The organism is Microbacterium sp. NPDC064942 (assembly GCF_049545525.1).
GTDB lineage: Bacteria > Actinomycetota > Actinomycetes > Actinomycetales > Microbacteriaceae > Microbacterium > Microbacterium gawkjiense.
In genome coordinates this window covers 397145-412008 of the sequence record NZ_JBMWDR010000003.1, presented here as the reverse complement: position 1 = coordinate 412008, position 14864 = coordinate 397145, and the positions used below count along the sequence as shown (strand labels likewise).

General features: G+C 68.0%; 15 protein-coding genes and 1 pseudogene. 4 read left to right on the top strand and 12 right to left on the bottom strand.

Going from position 1 to position 14864, the window contains the following annotated elements; all coding sequences use genetic code 11:
* Nucleotides 1-93 (top strand): annotated as a pseudogene (locus tag ACPEH2_RS08440) (IS5/IS1182 family transposase); the annotation flags it as partial.
* A 267-nt stretch (nt 94-360) separates the two neighbouring features.
* Here ACPEH2_RS08440 and ACPEH2_RS08435 read toward each other — a convergent pair.
* Nucleotides 361-2085 carry an alpha/beta hydrolase family protein gene (locus ACPEH2_RS08435; RefSeq protein ID WP_423718571.1) on the bottom strand — a complete coding sequence of 575 codons (1725 nt, stop codon included), beginning with the start codon at nt 2083-2085 and terminating at the stop codon, nt 361-363.
* Nucleotides 2086-2495: 410 nt separating this feature from the next.
* Between ACPEH2_RS08435 and ACPEH2_RS08430 the strand changes: the two genes are divergently transcribed.
* Entirely contained in the window at nt 2496-2801 is a 306-nt protein-coding gene (locus tag ACPEH2_RS08430) for a substrate-binding domain-containing protein (RefSeq protein ID WP_359918632.1), read from the top strand.
* Nucleotides 2802-2910: 109 nt separating this feature from the next.
* Here ACPEH2_RS08430 and ACPEH2_RS08425 read toward each other — a convergent pair whose 3' ends face one another.
* The 9 genes from ACPEH2_RS08425 to ACPEH2_RS08385 all read right to left on the bottom strand — a co-directional run bounded on the left by ACPEH2_RS08425 (nt 2911) and on the right by ACPEH2_RS08385 (nt 11768).
* The gene (locus tag ACPEH2_RS08425) at nt 2911-3765 is read right to left on the bottom strand and encodes a sulfurtransferase (protein ID WP_359918630.1); all 855 of its coding nucleotides are present in this window, start codon (nt 3763-3765) and stop codon (nt 2911-2913) included.
* 112 nt (nt 3766-3877) lie between these two features.
* Entirely contained in the window at nt 3878-5266 is a 1389-nt protein-coding gene (locus tag ACPEH2_RS08420; RefSeq protein WP_359918629.1) for an NtaA/DmoA family FMN-dependent monooxygenase, read from the bottom strand.
* 22 nt (nt 5267-5288) lie between these two features.
* Entirely contained in the window at nt 5289-6482 is a 1194-nt protein-coding gene (locus ACPEH2_RS08415) for an acyl-CoA dehydrogenase family protein (protein ID WP_359918628.1), read from the bottom strand.
* Nucleotides 6479-7492, bottom strand: coding sequence for an aldo/keto reductase (locus ACPEH2_RS08410; protein ID WP_359918627.1), 1014 nt, complete (start codon nt 7490-7492; stop codon nt 6479-6481). Before ACPEH2_RS08410 ends, ACPEH2_RS08415 begins: the two co-directional genes overlap by 4 nt.
* Nucleotides 7489-8658 (bottom strand): acyl-CoA dehydrogenase family protein, encoded by a 1170-nt coding sequence (locus ACPEH2_RS08405; protein ID WP_359918626.1) that lies wholly within the window; start codon nt 8656-8658, stop codon nt 7489-7491. Before ACPEH2_RS08405 ends, ACPEH2_RS08410 begins: the two co-directional genes overlap by 4 nt.
* Entirely contained in the window at nt 8655-9320 is a 666-nt protein-coding gene (locus ACPEH2_RS08400; RefSeq protein WP_217528626.1) for a methionine ABC transporter permease, read from the bottom strand. Before ACPEH2_RS08400 ends, ACPEH2_RS08405 begins: the two co-directional genes overlap by 4 nt.
* Nucleotides 9313-10362, bottom strand: coding sequence for a methionine ABC transporter ATP-binding protein (locus ACPEH2_RS08395; protein WP_359918625.1), 1050 nt, complete (start codon nt 10360-10362; stop codon nt 9313-9315). Before ACPEH2_RS08395 ends, ACPEH2_RS08400 begins: the two co-directional genes overlap by 8 nt.
* Nucleotides 10363-10440: 78 nt before the next feature.
* Nucleotides 10441-11430: a MetQ/NlpA family ABC transporter substrate-binding protein gene (locus ACPEH2_RS08390; protein WP_359918623.1), complete on the bottom strand. Its 990-nt coding sequence runs from the start codon at nt 11428-11430 to the stop codon at nt 10441-10443.
* A gap of 155 nt (nt 11431-11585) precedes the next feature.
* Complete coding sequence (locus ACPEH2_RS08385) at nt 11586-11768, bottom strand: hypothetical protein (protein WP_359918621.1); 183 nt, start codon at nt 11766-11768, stop codon at nt 11586-11588.
* 200 nt (nt 11769-11968) lie between these two features.
* Here ACPEH2_RS08385 and ACPEH2_RS08380 point away from each other — a divergent pair, with 200 nt between their 5' ends.
* Nucleotides 11969-12229, top strand: coding sequence for a hypothetical protein (locus tag ACPEH2_RS08380; RefSeq protein ID WP_311861146.1), 261 nt, complete (start codon nt 11969-11971; stop codon nt 12227-12229).
* Nucleotides 12230-12362: 133 nt separating this feature from the next.
* On the opposite strand, the gene ACPEH2_RS08375 is transcribed toward ACPEH2_RS08380, so the two are convergent.
* Both ACPEH2_RS08375 and ACPEH2_RS08370 read right to left on the bottom strand, forming a co-directional pair.
* On the bottom strand, nt 12363-12707 hold the full coding sequence (locus tag ACPEH2_RS08375) for a hypothetical protein (protein WP_217528634.1): 345 nt from the start codon (nt 12705-12707) through the stop codon (nt 12363-12365).
* Nucleotides 12708-12815: 108 nt separating this feature from the next.
* A complete protein-coding gene (locus tag ACPEH2_RS08370; RefSeq protein WP_217528636.1) occupies nt 12816-13862 on the bottom strand; it encodes an NAD(P)-dependent alcohol dehydrogenase in 1047 nt (348 codons plus the stop codon).
* A gap of 121 nt (nt 13863-13983) precedes the next feature.
* Between ACPEH2_RS08370 and ACPEH2_RS08365 the strand changes: the two genes are divergently transcribed.
* On the top strand, nt 13984-14862 hold the full coding sequence (locus ACPEH2_RS08365; protein WP_359918619.1) for an aldo/keto reductase: 879 nt from the start codon (nt 13984-13986) through the stop codon (nt 14860-14862).
* The last annotated feature ends 2 nt before the right edge of the window (nt 14863-14864 follow it).

Below are 14864 nucleotides of genomic sequence, written 5' to 3'. Positions count from 1 at the left end.
GCCACCCGCTACGACAAACTCGCAATCACCTACCGGGCCGCTGTCATCCTCAACGCCGTCATCGCCTGGACCCGGCAATTGTCAGACATGCCCTATGTGACACCGTGGCTGAACAATTCGGAGAGCCGCCGTCGCGCTGACGCCGCTCCGCCTAGGTCCGGGGCTCCGACACTAGAGAGAACTTACTGGTTGATTTCCGCTATGGCACGATCCCTCGACGCGCTGAAGCCGTTCTGTTCGTCAGCGTGCCGATGCTCCGTCGCGGGCTGAGGGCACACCCCTTGGGCTGTCCGACGTGAGGCGACACGGGATTCGGCGTGGGTCGGCCCGCCTCGAGGCGGGCCGACCCACACACTCCGGTCAGTATGCGATCACGAGCGAGTTCGTGACACTGATGACCGTGACGACCGCGGCATTGAGGAAACCGGCGATGTAAGGGTTGTTCGTCTCCCGATAGATCTTTCGACTGATGACCGCAGCGACGGCCAGGATGACGACGACCGGGAACAGCCAGATGCTGAAGATGCCGCCGAAGCCGTCGATCGTCTCACCGGTGATGAAGAACGTCGTGTACTGCGCGACGATGAGCACGATCGGTCCGAGCGAGTTGAACAGCGCCAGCAGGGCCGTGTTCATCCATTCCCGTCCCCGAAGCGTGAATCGGTTGAATGAGTTGATCGCCACCGAGTTCGCTACGAAGTAGACGAGGAACAGCGGCAGGACGATCAGGGAGTACCCGATCATCTCGGGGTTGAAAGCCTTCACGGCGAGGACCCAGAACCGGAAGTCGGTCTTGAGGAAGTAGTCCAGCACGAAGACGATGCCGAACCCGGCGACGGTCGTCGTCAGCGCGAGCGCCACTCCGAGCCCGAAGCGACGCCAGCCTGGAATGACGCCCACGGCCCGCAGGTCCTGACCGCTGCGTCGCCCGAACAGCAGGTACGAGACGACCATGATCGCCAGGCCGGCGACACCGTTGATCGCAGCCCAGATGCCGATGAACCACGGGACACCGGGGGCGATGAGGTTCACCGAACCGAAGGCGATCGCGCCGGCCCACTCCGCCTGGCTGAGGAGCACGTAGCTGAGAATTGAGAAAACCGTCGTGACGACCAGCCCTCCCCAGAACCAGACCAGCCCGCGGCGCGTGGTCGCCACTGCCGCGATCGGCTCGGAGACGCGCAGTCCCGCGAAGGCCCGGGTCGCCAGCAGCGCACGCGTGAACGCGACGAGGAAGATGCCGAAGCCGATGAGACCGAAGGTCGTGAGGACTTCCTTGAGCTGCCAGTTCTGGTTTCCCGCCGGCAGCGAGTTGGGTGCGCCGAGGGACTCGTCGAAGAAGTCGACCAGGTGCCCCACCGCCGTGCTCGAGATCGTCGACCACGGGTGCGTCTGCGGCAGAGACCAGATGACGCGCATCGCCTCGGCACCGTCGACGGCCTGGGTGTAGACCTGGCCTGCCTCGCGCACATCTGTCGCCTCGGACGGGTCCTGCCCGAAGTGCAGGAACGACTGCGCGTTGGGGGTGGAGAGGTACTCGCGCGGCGGGGTCAGTGCGTTGCCCTCGGCGTCGTAGCTGCGGAAGAAAAACTCGTCGTACTGCGCTTGGATGACGCCGGTGTCGCGACTTCCGTAGACGTTCGTGAACGCACCCGCGTCGTCGACGTACACGGGGTCGTTGTCGACGAGCAGCACCGAGGCGATGAGGGGCGTCTCGGCTTCGTTGTCGAGGGCGACCGAGAAGTTCGCCGCACGCGCCCCGTTCGAGTGACCGGTCACGCCGATCCGGCTCGGGTCGACGTAGGGCAAGTCCGCGATGAGCTTCACGGCGTCGTACATACCGGTGCCACCGACGGCCTCCTGTCCCGCAGGGAGCGGGTCCGAATTGCCGTGCCCGTACATGTCGATCGACAGCACGACGTACCCGCGCCGGGCGAGCTCGACGTAGTTGGCGTCCTGCATCTCACGGTTGTTCCACCAGCCGTGGCTGACCACGATCGCCGGGCGCGGACTCTCGGCCGAGACGGAAGCCGGCTTGAACAACAGGGCGCTCATCTCGCGGCCCGATGCAGCCTCCCAGCGCATGTCCTCAACGGCGACGCTACCGCCGACGGTCTGCACGAGCGAGGCACCAATGCTGGATACCAGCATCAGAACCAAAGAGATGGCCAGCCAAAAGCCGTTACGCCGGAAAGTTTGTCGCCTCATCGAGGAGTGCTCCTTCACACGCGGATCCGCCATCGGATCCGTCCTGAGCAGCGGGCTCATTCCCGCTGCGCGACCGCCAATCTACGACGGTAAATGCCGCCATCGAGCGAAATGCACACCTGTGCAGCGCCCCGTCCCCGCCACAGAAGCGTGACGAACCCTCGCCGCAAGGCGAGAGGGTATCCCTGGGCTTCGGACTCCGGCTTCAGAGCGATGTTGGCATCACGGCGGACGCCTGGCGGCGGAGCATCTCCTCGCTCTCGGCCGACGGCGACTGCTGTTCACAGGTGGACCTCTCTTCTTGTCGGCGGTCTCCTCTCGTCTTGACGGTGCGAGGGAAGCTGTCGCCAACGTTCCCGGTGCCACGCTCGACGTCATCGAAACCCGGGGTCTCAACATCCGTCACGGACGCGAAGTCGCGAAGCTCGGTGCCCGAAGACATCGCCGTCACCGGCTACGACAACAACCACTTCGCTTCCGAAAGCGCCGTGCCGATCTCGACGGTCGCCCAGCCAGGTGAAGAGATGGGTCAGCGGCGGCGGACCTCTTGCTGGAGCGCATCGAGAACCCGACCCACCGGAACCGGACGGTGACCCTCGAGCCGCGACTCATCCCTCGCACGTCCTCCCTGGGCGCAGCGTGGCGTCGAGACTGAGCAGATGCTCATCGAGCGGCCACGGCTCGATCAACGCATGTCGAGTGTCACGCCGCCACGATGACGTCGGCAGGAGTGCGTCCGATGGCGATCGGACGCCCAGGTGATCGGCTCCACTGGCTCCACCCGCCGGCATAGAGCTGCGGCTGATACCCGGCCGACTCGAACGCGAGCGCCGAGTGGGCCGAAGCGATCCCGTTGTTGCAGTAGACGGTGACGGGAGCGCCCGGCTCCAGGCCGTGGGACCTCAGCGTCTCGCGGATGCGCTCCGGCGGCAGGAGACGCCCGCGCGAGTCGATGTGCGTCACCGTGGGGATGTTGATGGCACCCGGAATGTGCCCGGCGTCGGCCTCGAGGCCGGGGACCTGACCTCGATATTGCTGCGGCGCGCGGACGTCGACGAGGAATCCCGGGCGCTCGGCGCTCGCGACCTCGTCGATCGAGACTGCACGGAGGGATGAAGCGCTGAGGGTCACATCTCCCGAAGTGGAGATGTGGTCGCCGCGTGCGAGCCGATTCCCTGAGTGCAGCCATGCGGGGAAGCCGCCGTTCAGGAGTCGTACGTGCAGCCCGTGTCCACGGAGAAGCCACCAGGCACGGGCCGCCGCCACCCCGTCGTTGTCGTCATACACGACGACACGGTCACCGTCGCTGATCCCCCAGCGGCGGGCCGTCTGCTCGAGCTGCGCCCTGTCCGGCAGCGGGTAGCGACCCTCCTCCGGGTGTCCGGGTCGTGAGAGCTCGCGCTCGAGGTCCACGTACACGGCCCCAGGAACGTGGCTGCTCAAGTACGCCGGACGACCCTCGGGCTCATTCAGCCGCCACCGCACGTCCAGCAGACGCAGGGGCGCACCGGAGGACAGCTCGGTGGCGAGCTCCTCGACAGTGACCAGGTGCGACATCCTCCCATCGTCCAGGCGTTGCGCCGACCCAGAACGGGCACGTGAAACACGAGGTAGAGGTTCGTCATATTCATTCACACGCGCTGCCAGCCCAGGCGTGCGGACGCTCTTCTCAGCCGAAGAGGGGAGGCATCGGGACGGTCAAGTTCGCTCCACCGCGGTAGCGCGCGGCGATGTGATTCTCGGGCAGTCGCGGTCCCCGGCCGAACAGACGCTCCCGGAGGGTCGGCCCGCCCTCGAGCAGACGCCCGCGCGCGCGCAGCTCGGGGACGACGAGCTCGGCGAAGTCGCGGGCCGTGTCGAAGGAGTGGTACTGGCGCAGGTTGATCCCGTCGACACCGTCCTCGTCCAGCCACCGCTCGATCTCGTCGGCGACGACGCCCGGCGTCCCGACGACGAAGAACCGGCCCTCCCGTCCGCCTGCGATCCCGTCGATGAGCTGACCGATCGTCGTGTCGGGGCCCGCGCTCGGCACCGCCTTCTCGGCGACGCCGGCCTGCGCGAGGGCATCGCGAACGAGGGTCTCCCGCGGGAACACCGTCGGATCGAAGGGGAACCCGGCGTGGGCGAGGATGCCTTCCAGGCTGGTCTGCTCGCGATAGGTGCGCCACTTGTCCGACGCTTCCGCTTCCGTGCGCCCCACGACGACGCCCGCCTGCACGATGAACTTGAGGTCGTCTGCCGTGCGCCCGTGACGCGCGGCGGCCTCCCGCATCCGCTCGGCATTCTGGATGAAGTCCGCTGTCGACCGCCCGCCGGTGAAGACGAGCTCGGCGTGACGACCGGCGAAGGCGATGCCCGCCGGCGACCCGGTCGCCTGATACAGAACCGGGGTCCGCTGCGGGGAAGGCTGACTCAGGTGGGGACCGGCGACACGGAAGTTCTCGCCGACATGGTCGATGTAGCGCACCTTCGAGGGATCGGTGTACGTCTTCCCGACCGCGTCGGCGACGACGGCGTCGTCATCCCACGACCCTTCCCAGAGCTTGTAGACGACGTCGAGGAACTCGTCGGCGATGGCGTAGCGGCGGTCGTGCGGGATCTCGTCGGCGAGACCGAAATTGCGCGCGGCGTTCGGGAGGTACGAGGTGACCACGTTCCACCCGACCCGCCCTCCGGTGAGGTGATCCAGGGTGGACATGCGGCGCGCGAAGGCGAACGGCGGCTCGTAGCTCGTCGAGAACGTCACCCCGAACCCGAGCCTCTCCGTGACCGCCGCCATGGCGGGGATGACCAGAAGCGGGTCGTTCGACGGGATCTGGAGTCCCTCGCGGATCGCCGTCTCGGGGCCGCCGCGGAACACGTCGTACGCTCCGATCACGTCGGCCAGGAACACACCGTCGAACCCACCGTGCTCGAGGATCTGAGCGAGTTCGAGCCAGTACGAGATGTCGTTGAAACGGTGCCGATTGTTCTCCGGCAATGACCAGAGACCGTGCGTGATGTGGCTCACCGTGTTCATCTCGAACAGGTTCAGGATGAGCTTCTTGGGCTCGGTCATTCGATGCCTTTCCGGGTTCGCCTCATGCCTCACCGGTGCTCCACCATCCCGGGACGGGGATGCCGTTGAGGAGGAGATCGCCGAGGGCTCTGGCTTTGAAGGGGGTGGGGTTGTGCGACGCGATCGTCCGGGCATTGCGCCAGTGCCTGTCGAGGGCGAGCCCCGTGTCGACCGCGCTCGCGCCACCCACCTCGAAGAGAAGAGTGGCGGCGTCGAGGACCGATGGAAGGATGACGATTTGTGCACGAGTGGTGGATGCCTCGACGGGCTCGATGATCGCACGCAGCTCTTCTCCCGACGCACCGCTCCGCTGAGCCTCGGTCGACGCGTCCACGCCCGCGGCGGCGGCGGCGAGCGCCGCGTCGGCCGCGAAGGCGAGAGCGGACAGCCTGCCGACGGTCTCCTGCACGATCGGGTCTTCGCGGGCCGTCGGCGCCGAGCCGTGGCTGAAGGTCCGGGTGCGGGTCTGCACGAACCGGACGGCGTCGTCGACGATCGCCCGACCGATGCCCGCGACCGTCGCGAGCAGGACCAACTGCACGAATGCCCCGCCGTGCGAGGGTCCGCCGAGCAGCCGGCGCGTGACGGCATCCTCCGCCACGGCGACGGCGCGGAAGATCGTCGTACCGCTCCCGGTCATGCGCTGGCCGAATCCCGTCCAATCGTCGATGACCTCGACGCCCGACGCGTTCGTCGGGACCAGCGCCGACACGAGAGCACCGTCTTCATCCTGGGCGGCGACGGACACGAGGTCTGCGAACAGGGTGCCGGTGCTGTAGTACTTCGTGCCGTCCAGCACGAGACCGTCCGGCGAGTCTGCGAGCGTCGTGGTGAGAGTCCCCACCTTCGCCGTCGACCGTTCATGACTGGCGTTGCCGACGATCGCTCCCGACGAGATCAGTTCGAGACGGCGGGTGCGTTGCGATGACGGCGGGGCGAGCACCGTGCGATCGACGAACGAGAAATGCGAGCGGAACAACTGAGCGAGGTTCGGGTCGCGACGAGCCAACTCGGCGAGGAGCTCGAACAGCACGGAAGGCGCTTCGCCGCCCCCTCCGAACTCCTCGGGCAGCGTCACTCTCGTGAACCCCGCCTCGCGCAGCGCAGCCACCTCGGCGTGCGGGAGTCGCCGGTCGCGTTCGCGGGTGACGGCCTCCCGGCCCACCTCGTCGAAGACGGCGCTGAACCTCCGGACGGCATCTCTGGTGCGACTCATGCGCCAGCGGTCCGCTCGCGCCCCTGCGAGATCGTGAGCGGATCGCGCGCCCGATCCCCGTGCACCAGCGCCGCGAGGCGATCGAGCTCTACGACCGTGTCGGTGGACGGGCGGTACCCGAGCGCGGAGATGTTCTCCCGGACCCGGTCGGCGCGACGCGTGCCGGGAATCGCCGCGAGCGTCACACCAAGCGCATCCGCCCGGTCGTACAGCCAGGCCAATGCAAGCCGGGCGGGGCTCACTCCCTCGTCGTCCGCGAGTCGACGCACCGCATCGGCGATCACCTCGTTCGAGCGGAGACGTTCCGCGTCGAAACGCGGAAAGTTGCGACGGCTGTCGGTCGGATCCGGCGGCGCATCCGCGCTGACGGCCCCGGTCAGGAAACCTCGCCCGAGCGGCGAGTACGCCACGAAGCCCACTCCCCTGTCCACCGCCGTAGGGATGACGTGATCCTCGACATCCCGGCTCCAGATCGACCATTCACTCTGCACGGCCGCGATGGGGTGCACGGCGTGTGCGCGCGCGAGCTCCGCAGCCGTCGCCTCACTCAAGCCGATGTGACCGATCAGTCCGTCATCGACGAGCTCCGCCATCGCGCCCACGGTGTCCTCGATCGGCACCCGCGGGTCGACCCGGTGGTAGTAGTACAGGTCGATGCGCTCCACACCGAGCCTCCGGAGGCTCCGCTGCACGGCCGCGCGGACGTAAGGCCTATCTCCGCGGACCCGCAGACCGTCGGCATCCGGGTCGGGCAGGAAGCCGAACTTCGAGGCGAGGACGACCTCGTCGCGGCGGGCGCGGACCACACGTCCGACGAGCTCCTCGTTCGCGCCGTTGCCGTAGATGTCGGCAGTGTCGATGAGGGACGCCCCCACGTCGATAGCGGCGTGAAGTGTGGCGATCGACTCCTGCTCATCCGCCGGCCCGTAGGCGTGTGTGAGCGACATCGTCCCGAAGCCCTGCGCGGGAACGATGAGCCCGTCGCCGAGCGTGATCGAGGGAAGGGTCATCGGGATACCTCCGAGCGGTCCGCAGCGGGCGCCTGCCAGTCGGGAAGATCGCCGGTCAGCGCGAACTGTCCGAGCGCACGGGTCCGCTGGATGACCGGGTTGTGGGACGCGATCGTGCGGACGTTGCGCCAGTGACGGTCGAGCGCGTAGCCGTTGCCGACCGCCGAGGCTCCGCCGACCTCGAACAGACGGGTCGTCGCATCGAGCACGAGCCGGGGGACGAGCTCCTGTAGTCGGAACACGTCGAATTGGATGTCGCGCATGCGCTCGACGGTGGCGCGCGACTCCGAGGCGTCCTCGAGGTCGGCGGCGACCGACAGCACCAGTCGTCGCGCGGTCGCTGCGGCGACGCTGAGTTCGCCCACCACGAGCTGGACCAGCGGATCCTCCCGGGGCAGGGTCTCGCCGGCGAACCCGAAGGTGCGACGGCGCGGCGTCACGAAGGCGACGGTGTCGTCGAGAGCGCGCTGCGCGATTCCTGCGATGACGGCGATGAGCGCCAGCTGGAGAACCGATCCGAGGTGATGCCACCGCGAATCGGCGGTATCACTCGAGGGCGGAAGGATGCCGTCCACGCCGACCGGCACACTGTCGAAGACGGTCGTGCCGCTGCCGGTCAGCACCTGACCGAAGCCATCCCAATCGTCGGTCGAGCGCACACCGTCGTGGTGCGCCGACACGGTGACGGCGACCCGCTCGTCACCGTCCAACGCTGCGAGATGGATCCAGTCGGCGTAGATACTCCCTGTCGTGTAGTACTTCGTGCCCGAAAGGAGAGGGGAACCAGCGGAGCGATCGATGCGGGTCTCGAGCCGAGCGGTGTCGTGACGCTCCGACTGGGCGTTGCCGACGAAATCGCCCGAGAGAATGCGTTCGAACCACGGTGCCGCGACGGCCGCCGGCTGCTGTCGCAGCGACTCCACGAAGGCGATGTGACCACGCCAGACGTGGCCGAGACTCGCGTCCGCGCCGGCGAGACGGATGAGGCGGGCGAACAGTTCTTCGAGGCGCAGGGGCGACCCGCCGAAGGCCGCCGGCACTCGCCACGTGCCGAAGCCGATCCCGCGGAGCTCGGCGAGTTCTTCCGTCAGCAGACACCGGTCACGCTCCCGCCGTGCCGCATCGGGGGCGACGCGTGCCAGGAACTCATCGAAGGCGAGGGTCATCGGTGCATCACCTTCCGAGCCACCGCATTGCCGAGGAACTGCGCCGCCTGGACGAGGGCGATGAGGACGAGGACGACGATCGCCACCGAGATCCAGTCGAAGCGCTGGTACCCGTAGTTCATCGCGAGCGACCCGAGCCCGCCTCCCCCGAGGACGCCCGCCACCGCCGTCGCGTCGACGAGCGCGACGAGGATGTAGGTGAGGCCCAGGGTGAGAGGGCCGAGCGCCTCCGGCACGACGATGGAGAACAGCACTCGCGCGGGGCTCGCCCCCATCGCCGCGCCCGCCTCGATCGATCCCGGACTGACTGCGACGAGGTTGGACTCCGAGACGCGGGCGATGGCGACGCACGCGACGATGATGAGCGGGATCGTCTGCGGGAGCGGGCCGAGGCCCGTCCCGAAGATCACGCGCGTGAGCGGGATGACCGCGATGGCGACGATGAGGAACGGGATCGGACGGATCACGTTGATCACGAAATTGAGCACGCCGAAGACGAATCGGTTCTGCAGCAGGTTGCCCGGGCGGCTCGCGTAGAGCAGGAGCCCCAGCAACACTCCGATGACGGCTGCGCCCGCGAAAGCGACGGTCACCATGAGGCCGGTCTCGGCGATGGCATCCCACAGCCGTGGGAAGAAGGCATCGGGGTCGAAATCACGCATGAGCCACCTCCGGTATACGTGCGTCGAGCTCGGTGACGGAAGTCGTCCGCCGCAGTCCGCCGATCGCGGCATCCACTGCCTCATCGGCGCCGATCAGCTCGACGGTCAGGCTGCCGAACAGGCGTCCCTGCAGTTCGTCGACGCCCCCGAAGACGACGTTGAAGTCGACGCCGTGGTCACGGGCGACCTGAGACAGGAACGGGTGATTGGTGTCCCGATCCTCGACGTGCAACTGCACGAGCCGACCGTGGTGGACGGCACGGATCTTGTCGAGCGCGTCGGGTGACGGTAGGTGGTGCAGGACGGACGAGACGAACCGTCTGGTCGTGGGATGCCGCGGCGCGGAGAAGACGTCGTAAACGCTGCCGTGCTCGACGACCTCTCCGTCTTCCATGACGGCCACCTTGTCGGCGATCTCCCGGATCACGTCGATCTCGTGGGTCACGAGCAGGATCGTCACGCCGTACTCCTCGTTGACTCTGCGGAGGAGGTCGAGGACCTCGCCCGTGGTCTGGGGGTCGAGGGCGCTGGTCGCCTCGTCCGAGATGAGGACGTCGGGCCGGGTGGCCAGAGCGCGAGCGATGCCGACGCGCTGTTTCTGTCCACCGGAGAGCTGCGACGGGTAAGCCAACGCCTTGTCGGTGAGCCCGACGAAGCGAAGCAGCTCCTCGACGCGGTCCAGCGTCTCATCCTCGGGGATCCCCGCGAGCCGCAGGGGGTAGGCGATGTTCTTGTAGACGTTCCGCGACTCCAGCAGGTTGAACTGCTGGAACACCATGCCGATGCGCTGCCGGGCGGCGTAGAGCGCCTTGCCGTACAGCGCAGAGATCTCACGACCGTCGACAACGACGCGGCCGCTGGTCGGTCGCTCGAGAGCGTTGACGGTGCGCAGGAGAGTGGACTTGCCGGCGCCGGAGAATCCGACGATGCCGAAGATCTCGCCCCTTTCGACCGTGAGGCTGACGTCGTTCAGGGCGGTGAAGGTCCGTCCTTTCACCGTGAAGGACTTGGAGACGTTCTCGAAGGATATGGCGGTGCTCATGGGTGCTCTTCTCCGGTCGAGGGGGCCGTGGCGGACGAGCGTCCGCCACGGCCCCGAGAGGGATGGTGCGGCAGCGGCTTACTGAGAAGCTGCCTGCTCCTCGAGGTCGGCCAGCTTGGCGCGGAGCTTCTCGACGGGCACGTCGACCAGCACCGTCGTGTCGGCGTTCTCCTCGACATTCGCGTCCGCGACACGATCGTCCGCGTAGACCTCCTTGAGGATCGCCCACGCCGGGTCGTCCTTGTTGTCGTCGCGCGTCGCGATGACATTCACGTAAGGGAGGTTCTGCTCGGAAAGCGAGTCGTCGAGGAACAGTGCGTCATCGGTCGTGATGCCCTGGCTGGGGTCGAAGTAGGAGGTGCCCACGACGACCGCCGCGAGGCTCGGGTCGTCGAACTGCTGCGCGATCGAGGTCGCCGCGATCTCCACGAACTGGAGGTTCTTCGGATTGCCGGTCACGTCATCGGTCGAGGGGAAGTCGCCCTTGTCCTGCGAGAGCTCGATCAGGCCGGCTGCTTCGAGGATGTTCAGCGCGCGGCCGCCGTTGGACGGGTCGTCCGGAATGGCGATCTTCGCGCCGTCAGGCACGTCCTCGACCGAGCCCAGGGAGGCCGAGAAGATGCCCCACTGCGTGATGAGGGTCGAGAAGACGGGAGTCAGGTCCTCGTTGTTCTCGGCGTTGAACGCGCTCAGGTAGAGGATGTGCTGGAAGGCATTGGCGTCGACCGTACCGGCCGCCAGTTCGGTGTTCGGAAGAACCCAGTCCTCGACGTTGACCCATTCGATGTCGAGGCCCTTCTCGGCCGCGACCTCCTTGACGGCGTCCTGGAACGGGCTGTCCTCGGACACGGCGATCTTGACGCTGAGGGGCTCCGCCGCAGCGGCGGGCTCACCGGCCGCGCCGGCCGCCGGAGTGCGGAACGCGTTGGTGGCGAGCACGACGCCGCCCACGATGGCGGCGACGGCGACCACTCCGATGGCGACGGAGAGCACGACGCGAGTGCGCTTCTTCTCTCCGGCGACCGCCGTTCGGAGGTCGTTCTGTGGGTGCTGGGGCTGGTCGGACATGGTGCGGCGTTCCTTCGTGCGAGCTGTGGGTGTGTGGGTGAGACACATTCCTAACCCGCGGGGCACCGGCCCGTCCGGTGCGGGACGTTCCGTGACGAGCCGTTACCGCGTCTTACGAAGAGGTTTGGAGACTCCGCCGCCGCTGGAGCCGTCCTTCACGCGATCCAGGCGAGCTCGAACCGCTCCGCCATGAGCGCCAACTCCGCCGCCGTGCTCCCGCTCAACTCGACCGTCGACACGAGCAGGACCTCACGGTCCCGGAGAGCTTGGCGGAGCGCACGACCGATGAGTCCTGCGGCACCGGTGACGATCCATCGGGATCCTTCGAGCGGCTCCATGCGCCTCATCCTGACACCCGTCCCGCAGGAACGGTGCCGAACGCGGGGGGATCGAGACCGACCTCTCGCTCGAGGGTCTGGTGGGCGAGATCGCCGCCGATGGGTGTTCAGCCCGAGGGAGCTCGCGCGCATCAACGCCGAAGAGTCCGGAGAGTGGTGTTTTCGCTAGGTCGTCTAGCGAAATGAGGTATCGTCGCCGGGTGACCGAGCCGGAGAAGCCCCAGACGACGATCGCCGTCGATGGCGCCGTCTTCCGGCTCGCGGAAGACACCGATGTGGACGAATTGGCGAGGAGTGTCGCCGCGGCTGCCAGATCCGGAGCGGAGTTCGTCACCTTCCAGACACCGGAAGCCGTCGACGTGCGCCTGCTCATCACCTCGATCAGCAGCGTGAGTATCGCCACGCAGCAGACGGCCGCGAGCTGGGAGCCGATCCCGGCCACGCCGTGGGAATGGGAATGACCGAACGGTTCGCCCAGATGGCATGGTGCAGTCGTGGAAGATCGTCCTGCACCGGTGCCCGCGCGGTCGAAGGCCCTTCTGGAAGCATGGGTGAGGGAGTTCCTCGCAGATCCGGGTCGGACGCATGGTCCCCTCAGGCCGACGGTGCGGCCTCGCTGTGCGCGACCGAGCGGACCTCGAGGTAGCCGCACAGCTCGGCGGCCGTCCCGAGCTCGGCCACGAGGGCAGCCGTCTCCTCGACCGAGAGGGCGACCTCGTCGAGCTGCGGCTCGAAGACGACCCGCCAGCGGGAGTCCTCGCCCATCGGCGGGCGCACGTACACCGTGGTCGAGGCGTTGCGCAGCGGCACGACGACCAGCCCGCCGTCGTCGCCCCACGAATCGTCCTGGATCACGACTTTGATGAGGTCGCCGTCCTCGCGCGCGGACATGAAGTCCTCGAGCCAGAGCTGGAGGGTGGCGCGGCTGCGGTACGGCATGTGTCCGTCTTCCCGTGCGCGACCGCGCCGGTGGACCCGGCGGGATATGTCACGCTCTGACGCGAGGGTAACACCCCGAGGTGACCAGATCCCGCCGGGTTTTCAGACTCAGTCCTTCAGCGTCTCGATGTCGATGACGAAGCGGTAGCGGACGTCCGATCGCAGCACCCGCTCGTACGCCTCGTTGACCTCGTCGACGCCGATCAGCTCGGTCTCGGGCACGATGCCGTGGGCGGCGCAGAACTCGAGCATCTCCTGCGTCTCGGCGATGGATCCGATGCTGGAACCGGCGAAGGACCGCCGGTTGCCGAACAGCGTGAACACGCGCAGCGGCAGCGGCTCGGGCGGGGCGCCGACGTTGACCATGGTGCCGTCCAGGCGCAGCATCCGCAGGTAGGAGTCGAGCTTCAGCGGCGCGCTCACCGTGTTGAGGATGAGGTCGAACGTGTTGGCGAGGGTCCGGAAGGTGGCGTCGTCGCTCGTCGCGAAGTAGTGGGTCGCACCGAAGCGCAGGCCGTCCTCCTGCTTCGACAGCGTCTGCGACAGCACGGTCACCTCGGCACCCATCGCGGCCGCGATCTTGACCGCGAGGTGCCCGAGCCCGCCCATGCCGACGACGGCGACCTTCGAGCCGGGGCCGACCTTCCAGTGCGCGAGGGGGGAGTACGTCGTGATGCCGGCGCACAGCAGAGGTGCGACCGACTCGTACGGGAGCGCCTCGGGGATGCGGAGCACGAAGTCCTGATCGACGACGACGTGGGTCGAGTAGCCGCCCTGCGTGATCGTGCCGTCGCGGTCGACCGACGCGTACGTCTGCGTGTTGCCCTTCAGGCAGTAGTTCTCCATGCCGGCCCGGCAGTTCTCGCACTCGCGGCACGAGTTCACCATGCAGCCGACGCCCACGCGGTCACCGACCGCGAAACCCGTGACCTCGGATCCGACCTCGACGACCTCGCCGGCGATCTCGTGCCCCACGACCTGCGGGTAGGTCACCGGACCCCAGTCGCCCCGGACGGTGTGGATGTCGGAGTGGCAGATCCCCGCGTACCGGATGGCGATGAGCACATCGCGCGGTCCCGTCTCGCGACGCTCGATCGTCGTGCGGATGAGAGGGTCGGTTGCCGAAGGGGCTGCGTACGCGGCGACGGTGGGCATGGGTTCTCCTTGCTGATCGATCGACGGATGCCGCGGGTCGCCGCATCCGTCCTGTCACACGCTACGCGCGCGACCGTGGGTATCGTCGGAGGCGACCGCGCACCGAAGCCGGGAGGCACCGATGAACGCCCTCTCCCCCACCCCCGTCATCCTCGGGGCCTCGCGTCTCGGCGACCGCCCGGGGGCGGCCGAGCTCGCCGACGCACTGATCCGCTCGGACCTCGGCGACGTCGACACGAGCAACAACTACGCCGGCGGACGCAGCGAGCAGGCGCTCGGCGACGCGATCCGGCGCGCCGGCGGACTGCCCGGACCGGCGCGGATCTACTCGAAGGCCGACAGCGACCCCGATACGGGCGTCTTCGACGGCGACCGGGTGAAGCGTTCGCTCGACGAGTCGCTGACCCGCCTCGGGCTCGACCGCCTGCCGCTGTACCAGCTACACGACCCCTACGGCCTGACGCTCGCCGAGGCGATGGGTCCGGGCGGTGCCGTCCCCGCCCTGATCGAGTTCCGCGACCAGGGCGTGATCGGCGCGATCGGCATCGCGTCGGGCACGCTGTCGCAGGTGCGGGAGTACGTCGACACCGGTGCGTTCGACGTCGTCCTCTCGCACAACCGCTACACGCTCGTGACGCGCACCGCCGAGCCCGTCTTCGAGGCGGCCCGCGCGCACGGCATGACGGTCTTCAACGCGGCGCCGTTCGGCGGGGGCACGCTCGCAAACGGCGACGGCTCGTTCGGTTACCGCCCGATGCCCGCCGACTTCGCCGCCCATGTCGGTCGCGTCCGCAGCCTCGCCGACGAGCACGGGGTCGACCTCGCCGCCGCGGCGCTGCAGTTCTCGATGCGCAGTGCCCTCGTCGACGCGACCGTCGTCGGGATCACCTCGAGCGCCCGCCTCGACGCCCTCGGCCCCCTCATCGAGGCCGAGGTGCCCGAGGCGTTCTTCGACGCCGTCGAGTCGCTCGGCGCGCCCCCGCCCGGGGTCGACGACTGACC